Origin of the sequence: Mycolicibacterium llatzerense, assembly GCF_025331195.1 — a bacterium.
GTDB lineage: Bacteria > Actinomycetota > Actinomycetes > Mycobacteriales > Mycobacteriaceae > Mycobacterium > Mycobacterium llatzerense.
This window is the reverse complement of the sequence record NZ_LXOV01000013.1, coordinates 123086-138529: the sequence shown is the minus strand read 5'-3', so window position 1 is coordinate 138529 and position 15444 is coordinate 123086. Positions and strand designations below refer to the sequence as shown.

The 15444-nt window shown below is 67.5% G+C and carries 19 protein-coding genes; 7 read left to right on the top strand and 12 right to left on the bottom strand.

Going from position 1 to position 15444, the window contains the following annotated elements; translation table 11 throughout:
• Window positions 1-15 precede the first annotated feature (15 nt).
• A complete protein-coding gene (locus tag A7G45_RS20565; protein WP_043392437.1) occupies window positions 16-864 on the bottom strand; it encodes an SDR family oxidoreductase in 849 nt (282 codons plus the stop codon).
• Window positions 865-887: 23 nt separating this feature from the next.
• Window positions 888-1379 (bottom strand): aminoacyl-tRNA deacylase, encoded by a 492-nt coding sequence (locus A7G45_RS20560; protein ID WP_260939970.1) that lies wholly within the window; start codon window positions 1377-1379, stop codon window positions 888-890.
• 210 nt (window positions 1380-1589) lie between these two features.
• Between A7G45_RS20560 and A7G45_RS20555 the strand changes: the two genes are divergently transcribed.
• Window positions 1590-2246, top strand: coding sequence for a sigma-70 family RNA polymerase sigma factor (locus A7G45_RS20555; protein WP_260940106.1), 657 nt, complete (start codon window positions 1590-1592; stop codon window positions 2244-2246).
• Window positions 2246-2557: a mycothiol system anti-sigma-R factor gene (gene rsrA, locus A7G45_RS20550; RefSeq protein ID WP_260939969.1), complete on the top strand. Its 312-nt coding sequence runs from the start codon at window positions 2246-2248 to the stop codon at window positions 2555-2557. The genes A7G45_RS20555 and rsrA overlap by 1 nt, the downstream gene beginning before the upstream one ends.
• Before the next feature lie 79 nt (window positions 2558-2636).
• Here rsrA and A7G45_RS32745 read toward each other — a convergent pair whose 3' ends face one another.
• Window positions 2637-2711 (bottom strand): 50S ribosomal protein bL37, encoded by a 75-nt coding sequence (locus tag A7G45_RS32745; RefSeq protein ID WP_085976028.1) that lies wholly within the window; start codon window positions 2709-2711, stop codon window positions 2637-2639.
• A gap of 137 nt (window positions 2712-2848) precedes the next feature.
• On the opposite strand from A7G45_RS32745, the gene A7G45_RS20545 reads away from it, so the two are divergent.
• The gene (locus A7G45_RS20545) at window positions 2849-3064 is read left to right on the top strand and encodes a biotin/lipoyl-binding carrier protein (protein WP_043392924.1); all 216 of its coding nucleotides are present in this window, start codon (window positions 2849-2851) and stop codon (window positions 3062-3064) included.
• Window positions 3065-3089: 25 nt separating this feature from the next.
• Entirely contained in the window at window positions 3090-4583 is a 1494-nt protein-coding gene (locus A7G45_RS20540; protein WP_260939968.1) for a two-component system sensor histidine kinase PdtaS, read from the top strand.
• Window positions 4584-4743: 160 nt separating this feature from the next.
• On the opposite strand, the gene whiB1 is transcribed toward A7G45_RS20540, so the two are convergent.
• The 3 genes from whiB1 to A7G45_RS20525 all read right to left on the bottom strand — a co-directional run bounded on the left by whiB1 (window position 4744) and on the right by A7G45_RS20525 (window position 6646).
• Window positions 4744-4998 (bottom strand): transcriptional regulator WhiB1, encoded by a 255-nt coding sequence (whiB1, locus tag A7G45_RS20535; protein WP_043392449.1) that lies wholly within the window; start codon window positions 4996-4998, stop codon window positions 4744-4746.
• Window positions 4999-5248: 250 nt separating this feature from the next.
• Window positions 5249-6208, bottom strand: a complete 960-nt coding sequence (locus tag A7G45_RS20530; protein WP_260939966.1) for a diacylglycerol/lipid kinase family protein — start codon at window positions 6206-6208, stop codon at window positions 5249-5251.
• A gap of 81 nt (window positions 6209-6289) precedes the next feature.
• A complete protein-coding gene (locus tag A7G45_RS20525) occupies window positions 6290-6646 on the bottom strand; it encodes a YchJ family protein (RefSeq protein WP_260939953.1) in 357 nt (118 codons plus the stop codon).
• A 78-nt stretch (window positions 6647-6724) separates the two neighbouring features.
• Between A7G45_RS20525 and aroQ the strand changes: the two genes are divergently transcribed.
• Both aroQ and A7G45_RS20515 read left to right on the top strand, forming a co-directional pair.
• On the top strand, window positions 6725-7168 hold the full coding sequence (aroQ, locus tag A7G45_RS20520) for a type II 3-dehydroquinate dehydratase (protein WP_043392452.1): 444 nt from the start codon (window positions 6725-6727) through the stop codon (window positions 7166-7168).
• Entirely contained in the window at window positions 7165-7554 is a 390-nt protein-coding gene (locus tag A7G45_RS20515; RefSeq protein ID WP_043985253.1) for a hypothetical protein, read from the top strand. The genes aroQ and A7G45_RS20515 overlap by 4 nt, the downstream gene beginning before the upstream one ends.
• 5 nt (window positions 7555-7559) lie before the next feature.
• Here A7G45_RS20515 and A7G45_RS20510 read toward each other — a convergent pair whose 3' ends face one another.
• The 5 genes from A7G45_RS20510 to A7G45_RS20490 form a co-directional block, all read right to left on the bottom strand.
• Complete coding sequence (locus tag A7G45_RS20510) at window positions 7560-8957, bottom strand: mechanosensitive ion channel family protein (RefSeq protein WP_260940105.1); 1398 nt, start codon at window positions 8955-8957, stop codon at window positions 7560-7562.
• Window positions 8957-11083, bottom strand: a complete 2127-nt coding sequence (locus tag A7G45_RS20505) for an adenylate/guanylate cyclase domain-containing protein (RefSeq protein WP_260939950.1) — start codon at window positions 11081-11083, stop codon at window positions 8957-8959. Before A7G45_RS20505 ends, A7G45_RS20510 begins: the two co-directional genes overlap by 1 nt.
• Before the next feature lie 71 nt (window positions 11084-11154).
• Complete coding sequence (locus A7G45_RS20500; protein WP_260939949.1) at window positions 11155-11646, bottom strand: GNAT family N-acetyltransferase; 492 nt, start codon at window positions 11644-11646, stop codon at window positions 11155-11157.
• On the bottom strand, window positions 11643-12689 hold the full coding sequence (locus A7G45_RS20495; RefSeq protein WP_260940104.1) for an isochorismate synthase: 1047 nt from the start codon (window positions 12687-12689) through the stop codon (window positions 11643-11645). The genes A7G45_RS20500 and A7G45_RS20495 overlap by 4 nt, the downstream gene beginning before the upstream one ends.
• 35 nt (window positions 12690-12724) lie before the next feature.
• Window positions 12725-13384 (bottom strand): acid phosphatase, encoded by a 660-nt coding sequence (locus tag A7G45_RS20490; RefSeq protein WP_377042012.1) that lies wholly within the window; start codon window positions 13382-13384, stop codon window positions 12725-12727.
• Between the two features lie 14 nt (window positions 13385-13398).
• Between A7G45_RS20490 and A7G45_RS20485 the strand changes: the two genes are divergently transcribed.
• Window positions 13399-14202: a ParA family protein gene (locus A7G45_RS20485; protein WP_043392459.1), complete on the top strand. Its 804-nt coding sequence runs from the start codon at window positions 13399-13401 to the stop codon at window positions 14200-14202.
• A gap of 9 nt (window positions 14203-14211) precedes the next feature.
• On the opposite strand, the gene A7G45_RS20480 is transcribed toward A7G45_RS20485, so the two are convergent.
• Window positions 14212-15426, bottom strand: a complete 1215-nt coding sequence (locus A7G45_RS20480) for an Rv3212 family protein (protein ID WP_260939948.1) — start codon at window positions 15424-15426, stop codon at window positions 14212-14214.
• Window positions 15427-15444 lie beyond the last annotated feature (18 nt).

Sequence of the window (15444 nt, the reverse complement as noted above, 5' to 3'; positions counted from 1 at the left end):
GATCGGCCGACCGGACTACGGGCCGGTGTATCCCGGCGGGTTGGGGGTGTCGACCCAGAGATCGACGCCGAGGTCGGCGTTGGGGGTGCAGTTGTACACCGACAGGTCGGTGACGCCGGACTCGAGCAGCACGTCCTCGCACAGCAGGCTCTGCCCGGTGTATTCGCGGGCGGGCTTGTTGAAGATCGCGTAGGCGGCGTCGGAGTACACCTCGGGGCGGCGGGCCTTGGCCATCGCCTCGTCACCGCCGAGCAGGTTCTGCACCGCGGCGGTGGCGACCAGGGTGCGCGGCCACAGCGTGTTCGAGGCGATACCGGCCTCGCGCATCTCCTCGGCGATGCCCAACGCGCACAACGTCATTCCGTACTTCGCCATCATGTAGGCGGTCGGCTTCAGCCACTCGGATTCCATCCGGATCGGCGGCGACAGGGTCAGGATGTGCGGGTTCTCGCGGCCCTTCATATGGGGGATACAGGCCTGCGAGACGGCGTAGGTGCCGCGGATCTGGATGCCGTTCATCAGGTCGAAGCGCTTCATCGGCACTTCCTCGATGGAGCCGAGGTTGATGGCCGAGGCGTTGTTGACGCAGATGTCGATGGCACCGAACTGCTCGACGGCCTGGGCCACCGCCGCGGTGACCGAGTCGGGGTCGCGGACGTCGCCGACGATCGGCAGCGCCTGGCCGCCGGCCTCTTCGATCTCCTTGGCCGCCGTGTAGACGGTGCCGTCGAGCTTGGGATGGGGCTCGGCGGTCTTTGCGAGCAGCGCGACGTTGGCGCCGTCGGCCGCGAACTTCTTCGCGATGGCCAAACCGATGCCACGGCTGGCACCGGAGATGAACATGGTCTTCCCGGACAGTGTCATGCGCACACCCTATGCCGCCGGAGTTACCGCGGAGTACATATCTCGGCGGTCACCGCTGAAGTGGCGGTCACCAGGTCGGCCGGGGCCAGCACGATGTCCAGCCCGCGCTTGCCCGCACTGCACAGCACCCGGTCCCAGTCCAGCGCCGACTCGTCGACGACTGTCGGCAGCGACTTGCGTTGTCCCAGTGGGGAAATGCCGCCCACGACGTATCCCGTGGTGCGTTGTGCCGCTGCCTGCTCGGCCATCTCCGCCTTCGGCACGCCGAGCGCCGCCGCCGCGGCCTTGAACGACAGCTTGTCGGGCACCGGGAGCACCGCGATGGCCAGGCCGCCGGGGACCGCCAGCACCAGCGTCTTGAAAATCTGCGCCGCGACGAACCCTTCTGCCGCGAGTTCGTTGACGGCCTCGTCGCCGAACGACGTCGCCCGCGGGTCGTGCCGGAACTGCCGAATTTCGTAGCTGATCCCGGCGGCCTGCAGGGCCTTGATCGCCGGGGTTGCCGCGCTCGCCATGGCAGGCAAGCCTAGAGGCCGGGAACAAGTGCACGGTGCAGCGCTGTTACTCCCGTCAGCATGGTCAATTAATGGCTGGCGAACTTGTCGGTCGCAGCCTCTAGGATCGGACGGAAGGGGACACAGGTGCCAACGGCATGTCTGGAACGTCCGGTCGAGTTGCCGGACCTGTTGCGTGGCGCCGCGACAGAAGGGACGGTCTCGACCACGATGACCGACATCGACGGACTGGGTTCCGCAGTGACGGAGCATGAGTCCGGGGGACAGGCGCACGAGAGCGATGCGGAACTGACGGCGCGCTTCGAGCGCGACGCGATTCCGCTGCTGGATCAGCTCTACGGCGGCGCGCTGCGCATGACGCGCAATCCCGCGGACGCCGAGGATTTGGTGCAGGAAACCATGGTCAAGGCCTATTCGGCCTTCCATTCGTTCCGCGAGGGCACCAACCTCAAAGCGTGGCTGTACCGGATCATGACCAACACGTACATCAACAGCTACCGCAAGAAGCAGCGGCAGCCGGCTGAATACCCGACCGACGAGATCACCGACTGGCAGCTGGCGGCCAACGCCGAGCACTCGTCGACCGGTCTGCGTTCGGCCGAGGTTGAGGCGCTCGAGGCGCTGCCGGACACTGAAATCAAGGCGGCGCTGCAAGCGCTGCCGGAGGAGTTCCGGATGGCGGTGTACTACGCCGACGTCGAGGGCTTCCCGTACAAGGAGATCGCCGAAATCATGGATACCCCGATCGGGACGGTGATGTCCCGCCTGCACCGTGGTCGCAAGCAGCTGCGTGAACTGTTGAGCGGCGTCGCCCGGGACCGAGGATTCCTCCGTGGCGAGAGCCTCGACACCCAGGAGGTGTCCTGATGGGCGAGGAGTTCACCCGTCCCGACGGGCACACGTTCGAGCCGCCGCTCGGCCCGATCGACCCTGATCATCCCGAATGCGCCGCGGTGATCGCCGAGGTATGGACCCTGCTCGACGGGGAATGCACCACGGAGACGCGCGACAAGTTGCGGTTCCACTTGGAGGAATGCCCCACCTGCCTACGTCAGTACGGTGTGGAGGAGCGGGTGAAGGCGTTGATCGCCACCAAGTGCAGCGGCGAGAAGGCCCCTGAGGGCCTCCGTGCCAGGCTCAAGCTCGAGATCAGCCGCACCACCATCGTTCGCGGCTGAACGCCCGTCCTGGGCGCTTCCGGACAGACGAAAACCGCCCGGTTCCGTTACGGAGCCGGGCGGTCAGGAAGGCAGCAGGTCAGGCGTTGGGACGCCGACCGTGGTTCGCCTTCGAGTGCTTACGGTCACGCTTCTTGCGGCCACGCTTGGCCATGATGGTCCTCCAAAGGTTCGATTGCTCGCCCTACAGTGTCGCACGGCCACGCCACCCAATTGCAAACCGTGGTGCTGTGGTGCAATAGAGGCCGCAGGCACCGCCTGCGCAAAGACACGGAGACGAGTGGGGTGAAGATGGCCGAGGACGTTCGCGCTGAAATCGTGGCCAGTGTGCTCGAGGTCGTGGTTCGCGAGGGCGACCAGATCGGTGAGGGTGACACGGTGGTGCTCCTCGAGTCGATGAAGATGGAGATTCCGGTGCTGGCCGAGGTTGGCGGCACGGTGACTTCCGTCAACGTGGCCGTCGGCGACGTCATCCAGGCCGGCGATCTGATTGCCGTCATCGGCTAGGTGACCTCCTACCGGATAGCGCGCCATGTCCACCCTCGGTGATCTGCTCGCCGAGCACACTGTCCTACCCGGCAATGCCGTCGACCACCTGCATGCCGTGGTCGGAGAATGGCAGTTGCTCGCCGACTTGTCGTTCGCCGACTACCTCATGTGGGTCCGTCGCGATGACGGTGCGCTCGTGTGCGTCGCCCAGATCCGGCCCAACACCGCGCTGACGGTGCTGTTCACCGATGCGGTCGGGACGATCAATTCCGCTGCGGACATGCCGGCCGTCTCGGCGGCCTTCGAGACCGGGCTCATTGGTCGCGGCAAGGAAAACACTGCGGCACAAGGTGATTCGCGGCTGAACCTGGAGGCCGTGCCGGTCCGCTACGGCAACCACGTGGTCGCGGTCCTCACCCACCAGACCGCACTTGCCGACCGTCGTAAGGTGGCGCCGCTCGAGCGGGCCTATCTGGACTGCGCCCGGGACCTGCTCCGCATGCTGGCCGAGGGCACGTTCCCGAACGTCGGCGATGTGCCGATGTCGCGGTCCAGCCCCCGCGTCGGCGACGGCTTGATCCGGCTCGACGTCGACGGGGTGGTGGCCTTCGCCAGCCCCAACGCCATCTCGGCGTATCACCGGATGGGGCTGGCCACCGAGCTCGACGGCCAGAACCTGATCAGCGTCACCCGTCCGCTGATCTCCGATCCCTTCGACGCGCAGGAGCTGGCGAACCACGTCCGCGACCTACTGGCGGGCGGCTCCAGCATGCGCATGGAGATCGACGCCGGCGGCGCCGCGGTGCTGCTGCGGACCATCCCGCTGTCCGTGGGGGGTCAGGCAGTCGGGGCGGCGGTTCTGGTCCGCGACGTCACCGAGATCAAGCGCCGGGACCGCGCGCTGCTGTCCAAGGACGCCACGATCCGCGAGATTCACCACCGGGTGAAGAACAACCTGCAGACGGTGGCGGCGCTGCTGCGGCTGCAGTCCCGCCGGATGAACAATGCCGAGGCGCGAGAGGCGCTGCTGGATTCGGTGCGCCGGGTGTCGTCGATCGCGCTGGTGCACGACGCGCTGTCGCTGTCGGTGGACGAGGAAGTCAACCTCGATGAGGTGATCGACCGCATCCTGCCGATGATGAACGACCTGGCGTCGCTGGGCGCACCGATCCGGGTGCGCCGGGAGGGCGATCTGGGCGTGCTGGACGCCGACCGGGCGCATGCGCTGATCATGGTCATCACCGAGCTGGTGCAGAACGCGATCGAGCACGCTTTCGATCCGACCACCGCGCAGGGCAGCGTGACCATCAAGTCCGACCGGTCTGCGCGCTGGCTCGACGTCGTGGTGCACGACGACGGACACGGACTGCCCGATGGGTTCACTCTCGAGAACTCGGACCGGCTGGGGCTGCAGATCGTGCAGACGCAGGTGTCGTCGGTGCTGGACGGCACGCTGGCGATGGAAGCCGCGCCGGGCGGCGGTACCGATGTGGTGCTGCGTGTGCCGATCGGCCGCCGCGGCCGAGCCGCGTACTAGGCCTGAGCGGCCGAGCCGCACAACATCTTTCGCCGCTCAGTGGCCACTTGTGGCACGACCTTGCGTGATTTCCGTGCGGTAGCCGGCCACTCGGCCTGGCTGCTCGGCACAAAAAATGACCCCGGCGAATCGCCGGGGTCATTTTTGAATGCCGTGGTGGCTAGACGCCGGTGCGAGCCTTGGTGCGCGCGTTGCGGCGCTTCAGCGCGCGACGCTCGTCTTCGCTCATACCGCCCCAGACGCCGGCGTCCTGGCCGGACTCCAACGCCCAGCTCAGGCACTCGGTGGTCACCGGGCAGCGGTTGCACACGAGCTTCGCGTCAGCAATCTGGGCGATGGCCGGGCCGCTGTTTCCCACCGGGAAGAACAGTTCCGGATCCTCGTCGCGACAGACCGCCTTGTGGCGCCAATCCATGGTCAACACTCCTCACTGGGCGCGCAGCAAAGCGCGCAAGGTTTTTTCACTTCGGCTGTTAACTGGTGCACACGAAATGTTTCTGCACTGTTGCATCTGATGTTTTCACAGGCTGGACAGATGTCAATAGCGACGCGTTAACTCGTGGGCAATGTCACTGCGGACCCAGGTTGGCAGGCCCCTAAACCAGTTGTACTACACTTGGGCCACCTGCGCCCTAAATTTGGCAAACTGTAATCAAGATCGCTGGTCACTGAGTTTTTGCTGGGGGCGCGACCACGTTGAGTGCCTCCGGGACCGCGGTGAACGTCACACTTTCGCGCAGGCCAACGAAATCCCCGTCGATCTGGCACGCGACAGGTGTGTCACTTGTCACCCGCAGCCAGGGCAGATCGTCGTCGCGGATCAGATGCGGCCCCTCGATCTGTGGTGTGCGCGACAGCATCCGCCGCAGCAATCGAAGGTTGGCCCCGATGCCCATGCTGGTGGTTGCGAAGACGCCCAGTCCGGTCTCGAACGTCGTCGTGGGGTTCGTCCAGACCGGACGGCTGTTGGCGTAGGTCCACGGGCTGGCGTTCGAGACGAAAGCGAAGTGCACGCCGGAGATCGGCTCGTGGTCCGGTAGGTGCAACGTCAACCGCGGGGGTTTCCGGGCGCTGCCGACAGCCTCGCGGATGGCCACCCGGATGTACCGCGACGCGGTCACCTTGCGGCCCTTGGCCCGCTGCGCCTCGACGGCAGCCACCACCTCACCGTCGAGCCCCAGGCCGGCGGTGAACACCGACCAGCGGTCGCCGCAGTCCATCAGCCCAATCCGCCGCCAGGGCACGCCCCTGCGGTATTCGCTGAGCTGGTCGACGAGCTGATTGGTTGCCTGCAGCGGGTCCGGGCTGATGCCGAGGGCCCTGGCGAAGACGTTCGCCGAGCCGCCCGGCACCACGCCGACAGCGGTGCTGGACGCCCCCGGCACGCCGTTGGCATGCCCCAAGATGCCGTTGACCACCTCGTTCACCGTGCCGTCGCCGCCGTGCACGATCACCACATCGGTGCCGTCAGCGGCGGCCTGGTGCCCGATCTCGATGGCGTGGCCCCGGTGGTCGGTATGTGCGACGGTCAGGTCGACGCGGCTTTCCAGCGCATGGGCCAGTAGGTCCCGGCCTGCCGGGGTTGTCGAGGTCGCGTTCGGATTCACGATCAGCACGGCACGCACGGGTCCCGAGCCTATCTGCGCCACGACCGTCGGCAACTCGATCGCCCGGCGGCCGGGATGGTGGGCGGCGGGCCGGCGGCGCTAGTCCACGAAATCGCCGTCGACGTACAGCCATCGGCCGTCGCGGTCGCGGGTGAAGCGGCTGCGCTCGTGCAGGATGTGCCGGCCGCCGTCGCGCACGTACTGGGCGCGGAACTGCACCACGCCGGTCGGCTCGTGTTCGCCGCCGGCCTCGGTGTCGACGATCTGCAGCCGGCGCCAGAGCACCTCGGCGTCGAGATCGAGGTCTGCCGGGCGGGTGCTCGGATGCCACGTCGCCAGCAGGTAATCGACGTCGCCGAGGGCGAACGCGGTGAACCGCGAACGCATCAGCGCGACGGCGGTGGCGGCGGGCCGCTCGCCGCGGTGCAGGGGGCCGCAGCAGGCGGCGAACTCCATCCCGGTATCGCAGCGACACGGTTGACTGTTGGTCGGCACCGGACAATTCTGCCTGTTCGCAGCCGGTACCGTGGTCGGGTGACCGATCGCCGCCTGCTCCTCGTCAACGGGCCCAACCTGAATCTGTTGGGGACTCGCCAGCCGGAAATCTACGGCTCGACCACCCTGGCGCAGATCGAGCAGGCCGTCACCGACCTGGCGGCACAGCTCGGCTTCTCCGTGCGTGCGGTGCAGAGCAACCACGAAGGTGAACTGGTCGACGCGATTCAGGCGGCGCGCACCGACTGCGTCGGCATCGTGATCAACCCGGCCGCCTACAGCCACACGTCGGTGGCCATCGCGGACGCACTCACCGCGGCCGAATTGCCGGTTGCCGAAGTGCATTTGAGCAACATCCACAAACGCGAGGCCTTCCGGCACCACTCCTACGTGTCGGCGGTGGCCGAGACCGTGATCGCCGGCGCGGGACCCATCGGCTACGAGCTGGCGGTGCGGTACCTGGCAGATCGGTTGTCGCGGTGAGTGATCCGACCATCCATCCGCCGGCCGTCCGCCGGGCCGGGTTCCTGGTGGCCGCCGAAGGTGTGCTCGGTTTGATCGGGGCAGCGGTGTACGTGGTGCGCGGGCTGGCCGGCGCCGATCAGCACATCGTCAGCGGATACGGCAACGCGCTCTGGCTGGTGTGCATCTGCGGTGGTGTGCTTGCCGGCGGCTGGGCGCTGATCACCGGGCGACGCTGGGGCCGCGGTATCGGCGTGTTCGCCAATCTGCTGCTGCTCGGAGTCGCGTGGTACGTCTTCCAGTCCGGCCAGTTGCAGTACGCCATCGTCGTCGGGCTGGTGGCGATCGTCACGCTCGGGTTGTTGTTCAGCCCGTCGACCGTGCACTGGATCTCGAAGCAGGACTGAAGGTTTCAGTCGGCGCTCAGCGCGCGCTGGGCGTGGGCCCGGCGGTCTTCGATGACACGACCGAATTCCTGTAGCAGCACCGGATTTCGCTGCACCACCGTCTCGATGCAGTCTCGTTCGACATGCACCAGGGTCACTTCGTCGAGCGCCTGCGCGCTGCCGATGACCGGCTGGCGCGTCAGCGTGCTCTGACCGAGATAGCCGCCCTCGTCGAGGATTCCGATCACCGCGCCCGGCTCGTCCGCGGTGCCGGTGGTCAGCTGGATGCGACCGGACACGATGAATCTCATCCCCTCCGGCACCTCGCCGGCGCGCTGGATCGTCTCGCCGATTGCGTAGCGTTGCAACGTTGCGGCCGGGGCCAGGTCGGTCTGCTGCTCGGCGCTCAGCTGCAACGTCGGCGCGATGACCCGGCTGACGGCCTCCGCGAGCCGTTCGGGCGTCGAGAACTCGTCCTCGGCTTCGTCCAGGTGCAGGCCCATCCGCCGGGAGGCGTACCAGACCCATTGCAGGAACAGTGTTTTCGCCTCGCCGTCGTCGGCGGGGGAGTGCAGCGGAATGGTGGTCTGATACTCGAGTCCTCCCGCGGGCGTTGCCGACGCGGTGCCTTCCCGGCGCCGCATCGGTAGGTCGCCGGCCAGCCGGGTCAGCATCGCGCACACCTGGTTCGGTGGGTCGTCGAGCGAGAAGATCGTGGTCACGGTGATCGAATGTGCGCTGGCCGGCCGGCTCAGATTGGTGAACGACGCCCCGGCCAGGACCGAGTTCGGCGTGATCCGCAACCCGGAGCCGGTCTCCAGATGTACTGCGCGCCAGTTGACTTCGACCACCCGCCCTCGTGCGGCGGTGGTATCCAGCCAGTCGCCGATCTGAAACGGCTGCTCGAACAACATCAGCAGGCCCGAGATGATCTGGCCCACCGAGTTCTGCAGCGTCAGGCCGATGACGATCGAGGTGATCCCCAGCGCGGTGAACAGGCCACGGACGTTCGCGCCCCAGATGTACGAGAAGATCACCGCGAGCCCGACCGCGATGAGCACGAACCGGGCGACGTCGACGAAGATCGTCGGCACCCGCTTGCGCCAGGTCCCGGCCGGGGCGCCCTGGAACAGTGCGGCGTTCACCCCGGACAGCAGCAGGACCAGCACGACGAACGCGAAAAGCGTTGCGACGGTGCGCACCGAGGTGGATCCCGCCGGGACCTGCCGGGCCTCGGTCAGCAGGAGCAGCAGTGCACCGATCGGCAGCAGGTAGTTGCGCAATACGGTCACCGGCCGGAGCAGGAAGCTCTGCTTGCGACGCAGCGCGTGCTGCCATTCGGTGAGCGCGACCAGCCCGATCGGCAATCCGATTGCGATGCCAACGGCCCAGTAGAACCAGGCCGAGGTGAACACGTCGGCGATCACCGCGGTTCCACCAGTCGCCAGATCGGCTCGTCGTGTCCGTCAACCGATATCGTGCCGACGGACGTGAAGGTCATGGTGGCCTGCAGCGCCTGATACACCCGGTCGGTGACGTCGATTCCCGGTTGCGGTGAACCGCTCTTGACCTGGTACGCGACGTTGACCGCCGCGCCCCACATGTCGTAGACCACCGAGTGCTGACCGCCGAGGCCACTGCTGACGGTGCCCGTGTCGATGCCGGCCCGCAGGCTCAGGTGATTGCCCGTTTCACTGTTGAACCGGTCGATGATCCGTTCGCATTCCAGGGCGAAGTCGACGGTCCGCCGGACGTTGTCCAGTCTCGGTACGTTGAGACCGCAGCTGCCCAGGTAGCCGTTGCGGATCGGGCGGCCGCGCTCGATGCCGAGACTGTCTGCGGCCGCGTCGAATTGGCGCTCGATCTCGTTGACCACCGAGAGCGAGCCCTGTGACGTCAGCTGCGCCTGCAGCCGGTCCAGCCCCATGATCTCGGTGAAGATCACCGTGACGTTCTGGTGCTCCTCGGCGACGATCTCCTCGCCCTGCTGGTAGCGCTCGGCGACCGGTTCGGGCATCAGCAGCGCCAAGAGCTTCGCGTTCTCCTTGCGCTGCTCGACGAGGAGCTCTTCCTTGACGGTCAGGCTTCGGCTCATCTCGTTGAAAGCCTCTGTCAGCTCGCCGATTTCGTCTCGCGTCTCGACGGGGACGGTGACGTCGTAGTCGCCCGCGCTGATCCGCTGCGCGCCCGCTTCGAGCCGCCGGAGTGGCCGGACGAAAAGCTGGGCCAGGAACATCGCCGCGATGCAGACGGCGAAGATGATCCCGACGGTCGTCAACACCATGGTCCTGGTGAATGCGGTCTCCCGCTGGAAGGCCTCCGAGGTGTCGATCTTGCCGATGATGGTCCAGTGCAGTTCGGCGTCGGGAATCACAATGGGCGCGTAGGCCAGTAACACCTCGTGGCCCAGGTAGTCGGTGGCCAGTCGGGTTCCCGATTCACCCCGCAGGGCCTGCCGGTTGGTGTCCGGCGGCACGGGCTGCACCAGGGTGGTGCCGCCCAATTGGATTGCCCGAGCGGCGACGTCGGCCGGCGTGCCCGCCGCGACGACGTCGCGCTTGTAGGCCTGCGGATCCTGCAGGAACATCCGGGAGTCCGAACGCATCAGATCGTCAGGACCGACCAGGAAGACCTCGCCGGTATTGCCCAGGCCAGATTCGTTCCAGCGCTTGTCGAACGTCATCAGGCGGTTGATCTTCGAAACGGGGAACTGCAGGGCCAGCACGCCCATCGCGCGCCCCGCGGCCACGATCGGCGTGACCATCCAGGCGGTGGGTTCGTTCTCCGCCGGCTGGTACACCTCGAAATCGGTGATGCCGACGTAGTCGACGGCGTTGGCGGACATCGCTTTCTCGTATGCGCCACGGAGTTTGGAGCCGCTGTACGGTCCGGTCAGGATGTTGGTGCCCAGGTCGACGTCCTTGTACGCGGTGTAGACCATGTTGCCGCGGTTGTCGAGCAGGATGGCGTCCTGAAATTCGAAGCGGTTGACGATCTCCCGGAAGAAGTCCTGATACCGGGCATTGGCCGCCGACCAGGTGCTGCCGTCGCGGGCGTCGTCGACCTTGATTGCCGTGTCGTCGTTCTTCCGGACGGCGGTGTAGTTCGCCTGCAGATACCGCTGGGGGTTCTCTCGCGGGAGCAGTTGATCGACGTTCAGCTTGGCGCCGCTGGACTGCTGCACCTGGTTGAGAAAGGTGTTGGTGTAGTAGTCGGTGATCGCCTGGGACTGGGCCGGACTGATGGGCTTGTCGGCCAGTGCGTCGAAGCCCGCGGTGAAGTCCGCCAGCGCGGCTTGGGTGTGGGTGCCGCGCGCGTAGATGATCATCGAGTTCCTCAGATCAGTCAGCTGATCCTTGAGCTCGCGGGACTGGGACTGCCGAAGTTCGGTGAGCCGGTTCAAGACCGAGTCCCGCAGCGAGGCGCGGCCGGCCCAGAACCCGATGACGCCGACGACGGTCGCTGCCACGATGGTGCACAGCACCAGCATCACGACGAGCTTGGACTGGATGCTCACCTTGGACAGCAGTTGCCGACGCTGGAATCGCATTGCCGTCCCTCCGGTTGACCCGGGCGCAGATTAACACCGTTGTGGCGGGTGTGACCCTGGTGTTTGAAAGGTCAGCCCTGGGCCAATGCGGTCAGCTCCGGGCCGGACACCCGGTAGGTCGTCCACTCGGACTGCGGTTTGCCGCCGACCTCGTCGTACAGGGCGATGGCGTTGACATTCCAGTTCAGCACCGCCCACTGCAGCCGCGTGTACCCGCGCTCGACGCATTCGGCCGCCAGCGTCGACAGCAGCTTGCGGGCCAGGCCGCGGCGCCGGAAGTCGGGGCGCACGAACAGGTCTTCGAGGTAGATGCCGGAGACGCCGTCCCACGTGGAGAAGTTCAGGAACCACAGGGCGAATGCCGCCGGCCGGCCGTCGACCTCGACGAAATGACCCGAAACGGCGGCCTGCCCCGACTCGGCGCCGCCGAACAACGCGGTCCGAATCTGGGCTTCGGTCACCGTGCACTGATCGGCGGCCTTCTCGAAGGCGGCCAGTTCGTGGATCATCGCGGTGATCTCGACTTCGTCGCCCGGTTGGACTGGGCGGATGATCGTTGTCATAGCGGTACTCCCAACGCGGTCAGCATCGTCCTGAATTTTGTTGTGGTCTCGGTGACTTCGTCATCGGGGTCGGACTCGGCGACGATACCGCCGCCGGCGCGGGCGTCGATGGACAGCCGGTCCGCGGCCAGCTGGCCGCACCGGATCGACACCACCCACCGGCCGTCGCCGGCACTGTCGCACCAGCCGACCGCGCCGGCGTAGAACCCGCGGTCGCCCTCCAACTCGGTGATCAGCCGGGCCGCCGCCGCGGTGGGGACCCCGCCGACAGCCGGTGTCGGGTGCAGCGCGATAGCCAAATCCAGTGCGGTGGTGGAGGGTTCGCGCAGACGTCCCACGATGGGTGTGCTCAGATGCCAGACGGCCGTGGTGGCGCTGACCTGTGGCTCGGCGGCGATGTCGAGTTCACTGCACAGCGGTTCGAGCGCCTCGCGCATGATGTCGACCACCAGCTGATGCTCATGCCGGTTCTTGGCCGACGCCGCGAGCGCGGCGCCGTTGGCGGCGTCAGTCTCGGGGTCGGGGGACCGCGGCGCCGACCCGGCGAACGGCTTGCACGTCACCACGTCGCCGCGGCGGGCCACCAACAGCTCCGGGCTCGCGCCGAGCAGCGCGGTGCCGGAGTACGGCGGACCGGCCGCGCTGAGATCGGTGAAAAATGCTGTGGCGCTGCGATCTTCGGCGAGACGGGCCAGCACCGCATACGGATCCAGCGCGTCCTCGGCGACCAATTGCAGCGCCCGGGCCAGCACCACCTTGTGCAGGCCTGTCGACGGATCGCGCAGGGCCTGCACCGCGGCGGCCACGCGGGCCCGGTGCTCATCGGGCGACGGCAGGCTGGCCGCGATCCGGACCGCCGGCAGCCGGTCGGCGGTGAAGGGCAGGGCATCGGCATAGGTGACGGCGGCCGGCGCCATCAACGCGGCCGGGGCACCCAGGTCAAACGGCAAGGCGCCCACCAGAATCGGCACGTCGTCGTCGGCCAGCGCCTGCCGTGCGTCGTCCAGATCCGAGAGCGCCTCGGCAGGCCCCTCGGCCAGCATGACCCCATCGGGACCCGCCAGTACAAAGACCGGGTTCACTCGGGCAGGCACGGGTTGGGGTGGCCGGTCAGACCGAGCGCGACGAGCTGGCGCACGCCATGCTCGAAGCCGCACACCGAGATCGAGGCCGCCGCCATGGAGATCCGGATGCCGTCCGTGATCGGAAGCTCCATCCAGCGGGTCATCACCGCGCGCGAGAAGTGACCGTGCCCGACGAACACGACGTCGCGCGTCGCCAGGTGTTCCAGGGCCAGCGCCACAGCACGGTCGGCGCGGGCGCTGACGTCGGCCAGGCTCTCACCGCCGGGGCAGCCGTGCGTCCACACCAGCCAGTCGGGGACCTGCTCGCGAATCTGCGGGGTGGTGAGGCCCTCGTAGTCGCCGTAGTCCCACTCGGCCAGTAGTTCGGTGGTCTCGGCGACGTCCAGCCCGGCCAGTTCGGCGGTGACGACGGCGCGTTGGCGCGGGCTGCTGATCACCAGCGGATCGTCGAGCTTCAGCTCGGCCAGTGCCGAGGCGGCGCTGCGGGCCTGCTGCCGGCCTTCCTCGGTCAGCTCCAGGTCGGTGCGTCCGGTGTGCCGGCCGCTGCGCGACCATTCGGTCTGCCCGTGGCGAAGCAGGAGCAGCCGGTGTTTTGACGGGTCGGCTGCGGTACTCACGCCCGAGATTCTGCCCCACGGTGAGCGGCGCCACATGGCCGCGTGTCAGGATGGGCACCGTGACGCGGGTACTTGCGGTCGCCAACCAAAAGGGTGGCGTCGCAAAAACGACAACAGTGGCTTCTCTGGGTGCAGCGCTGACCGAGGAAGGCCAGCGGGTTCTGCTTGTCGACCTCGATCCGCAGGGCTGTCTGACCTTCTCCCTCGGCCAGGATCCGGACAAGCTGCCGGTATCGGTGCACGAGGTGCTGCTCGGTGACGTGGAACCCGACACTGCGCTGGTCTCGACCGCCGAAGGCATGACGCTGCTGCCGGCCAACATCGACCTGGCCGGCGCCGAGGCCATGCTGCTGATGCGGGCCGGCCGGGAGTACGCGCTCAAACGCGCGCTGGCGAAGATCGCCGACCAGTTCGATGTGGTCATCATCGACTGCCCGCCGTCGCTGGGCGTGCTGACCCTGAACGGTCTGACCGCCGCCAACGACGTCGTCGTGCCGCTGCAGTGCGAGACGCTGGCCCACCGCGGTGTCGGCCAGTTCCTGCGGACCGTCACCGACGTGCAGCAGATCACCAACCCCGACCTGCGGCTGCTGGGCGCGCTGCCGACGCTGTACGACGCCCGCACCACGCACAGCCGGGACGTCCTGCTCGACGTGGCCGACCGCTACAGCCTCGTGGTGCTCGCCCCGCCGATCCCGCGAACGGTGCGGTTCGCCGAGGCCAGTGCCTCGGGTTCGTCGGTGCTCGCGGGCCGAAAGAACAAGGGCGCCATCGCTTATCGCGAGCTGGCGTCAGCTCTGCTGAAGCACTGGAAGAAGAACAAGGCGCTGCCCGTCTTCACCCCTGACGTGTGATCGGTCGGGTCACTGACCCAACGCGACCAACTGGCTGCCGCGCTGCTCCAGCAGCGTCGGACCCGCCATGGCCGGAATGACCGCGGTGTTGACCGGTTGCCGCGCCAACGCGATGTGCGTCTGGCCGGCGCCGCTCAGCGCGTCGAACGTGTCGTAGCCGCTGGTCACCGGGACCAGCAGATGCCCGGCCAGCATGGTGGCCGGGCCGATCGGTGCCTGCCCGCCCTGCGCGCTGACGGTGTACCGGTAGCGCAGCCCGTTGGCGTCGAAGACCAGCACCGAATCGCCCGTGTACCAGGTGACGACGTCACCGACGCGAGTCGTCGCGGTCACCGGCGTCGGGGGATGCGGCAGCAGGGTGCTGGCGATGGTGTTGCCGGTTTCGTCGATGATGTTCACGCACGGCTGCGGCGTCGGCACATAGATCGCCGCCTTGGTCTCTGACACCGCGATCACCTGCGCGTCGGAGTCCACGCTGACGCCGGGCAGCGCCACGCGCTTGACGTCCGGCTGGTCCTCTTCCTTGGCTGCCTTGAGCAGCGTCAGCCGCAGGTCGTTCTGCTTGGGGCAGGCCTCCATCACTGCCACCGACGACGGGCTGGCCGCGGCGGACGTCAGTCGGCACAGGGGAGAGGCCGGGACGCCGGGTTTGACGACCGCGTCGAGGTAGCCGTAGCTGATCATCCGCACCAGGTCGGAGCGCCACTGCTCGAGCCGGCTGTCGCCGTACGACAGGATCGTCGTGCTGTCGGTGGACAGCTTCACCTCGGTGTCGGCCAGGCTGCTGCGGGCGGGGCCGCGTCGCCCGGTGCTCGCATCGATGGCGCTGGCCTGTCCGCAGCCGCGCCCGTCGGGATACACCGCCACCGCGAATTGGTAGACGGTGGTGACGCCGCACAGCTCGCGGTCGCGCGAGTAGCTCCACAGGGTGTTGCCGGTGACCGGGTCGCGACCCTGCATCTCATCGCCGTTGCCCGTGACCACGACACCGCTGACGACAGCAGGCTGGGTGGTCTTGCCGCTGGCCGCGGTCCACAGTTCATGCAGCGTCGTGGGCACCGTCTTCGCAGCATGCAACGCCGGGATGGGACGGTCTGCGGGCCTGCTGACCGTGGCCCGCGCGTCGCTGTTCCACCAGATCACCGCTGCGCCGACGGCGACCACCACCACGATGGCCGCGGCGGCGATCAGATCAGCTTTGGTACGTCGTTCCGGTTTGACCATAGGGCGCCGACGACCTGC

What these genes read in the sequence shown, in the direction of transcription:
- A7G45_RS20565 (WP_043392437.1), bottom strand. Translation starts at nt 864, where the DNA reads ATGACACTGTCCGGGAAGACCATGTTCATCTCCGGTGCCAGCCGTGGC.
- A7G45_RS20560 (WP_260939970.1), bottom strand. Translation starts at nt 1,379, where the DNA reads ATGGCGAGCGCGGCAACCCCGGCGATCAAGGCCCTGCAGGCCGCCGGG.
- A7G45_RS20555 (WP_260940106.1), top strand. Translation starts at nt 1,590, where the DNA reads ATGACCGACATCGACGGACTGGGTTCCGCAGTGACGGAGCATGAGTCC.
- rsrA (WP_260939969.1), top strand. Translation starts at nt 2,246, where the DNA reads ATGGGCGAGGAGTTCACCCGTCCCGACGGGCACACGTTCGAGCCGCCG.
- A7G45_RS20545 (WP_043392924.1), top strand. Translation starts at nt 2,849, where the DNA reads ATGGCCGAGGACGTTCGCGCTGAAATCGTGGCCAGTGTGCTCGAGGTC.
- A7G45_RS20540 (WP_260939968.1), top strand. Translation starts at nt 3,090, where the DNA reads ATGTCCACCCTCGGTGATCTGCTCGCCGAGCACACTGTCCTACCCGGC.
- whiB1 (WP_043392449.1), bottom strand. Translation starts at nt 4,998, where the DNA reads ATGGATTGGCGCCACAAGGCGGTCTGTCGCGACGAGGATCCGGAACTG.
- A7G45_RS20525 (WP_260939953.1), bottom strand. Translation starts at nt 6,646, where the DNA reads ATGGAGTTCGCCGCCTGCTGCGGCCCCCTGCACCGCGGCGAGCGGCCC.
- A7G45_RS20505 (WP_260939950.1), bottom strand. Translation starts at nt 11,083, where the DNA reads ATGCGATTCCAGCGTCGGCAACTGCTGTCCAAGGTGAGCATCCAGTCC.
- A7G45_RS20500 (WP_260939949.1), bottom strand. Translation starts at nt 11,646, where the DNA reads ATGACAACGATCATCCGCCCAGTCCAACCGGGCGACGAAGTCGAGATC.
- A7G45_RS20495 (WP_260940104.1), bottom strand. Translation starts at nt 12,689, where the DNA reads ATGCTGGCCGAGGGGCCTGCCGAGGCGCTCTCGGATCTGGACGACGCA.
- A7G45_RS20490 (WP_377042012.1), bottom strand. Translation starts at nt 13,384, where the DNA reads ATGTGGCGCCGCTCACCGTGGGGCAGAATCTCGGGCGTGAGTACCGCA.
- A7G45_RS20485 (WP_043392459.1), top strand. Translation starts at nt 13,399, where the DNA reads ATGGGCACCGTGACGCGGGTACTTGCGGTCGCCAACCAAAAGGGTGGC.
- A7G45_RS20480 (WP_260939948.1), bottom strand. Translation starts at nt 15,426, where the DNA reads ATGGTCAAACCGGAACGACGTACCAAAGCTGATCTGATCGCCGCCGCG.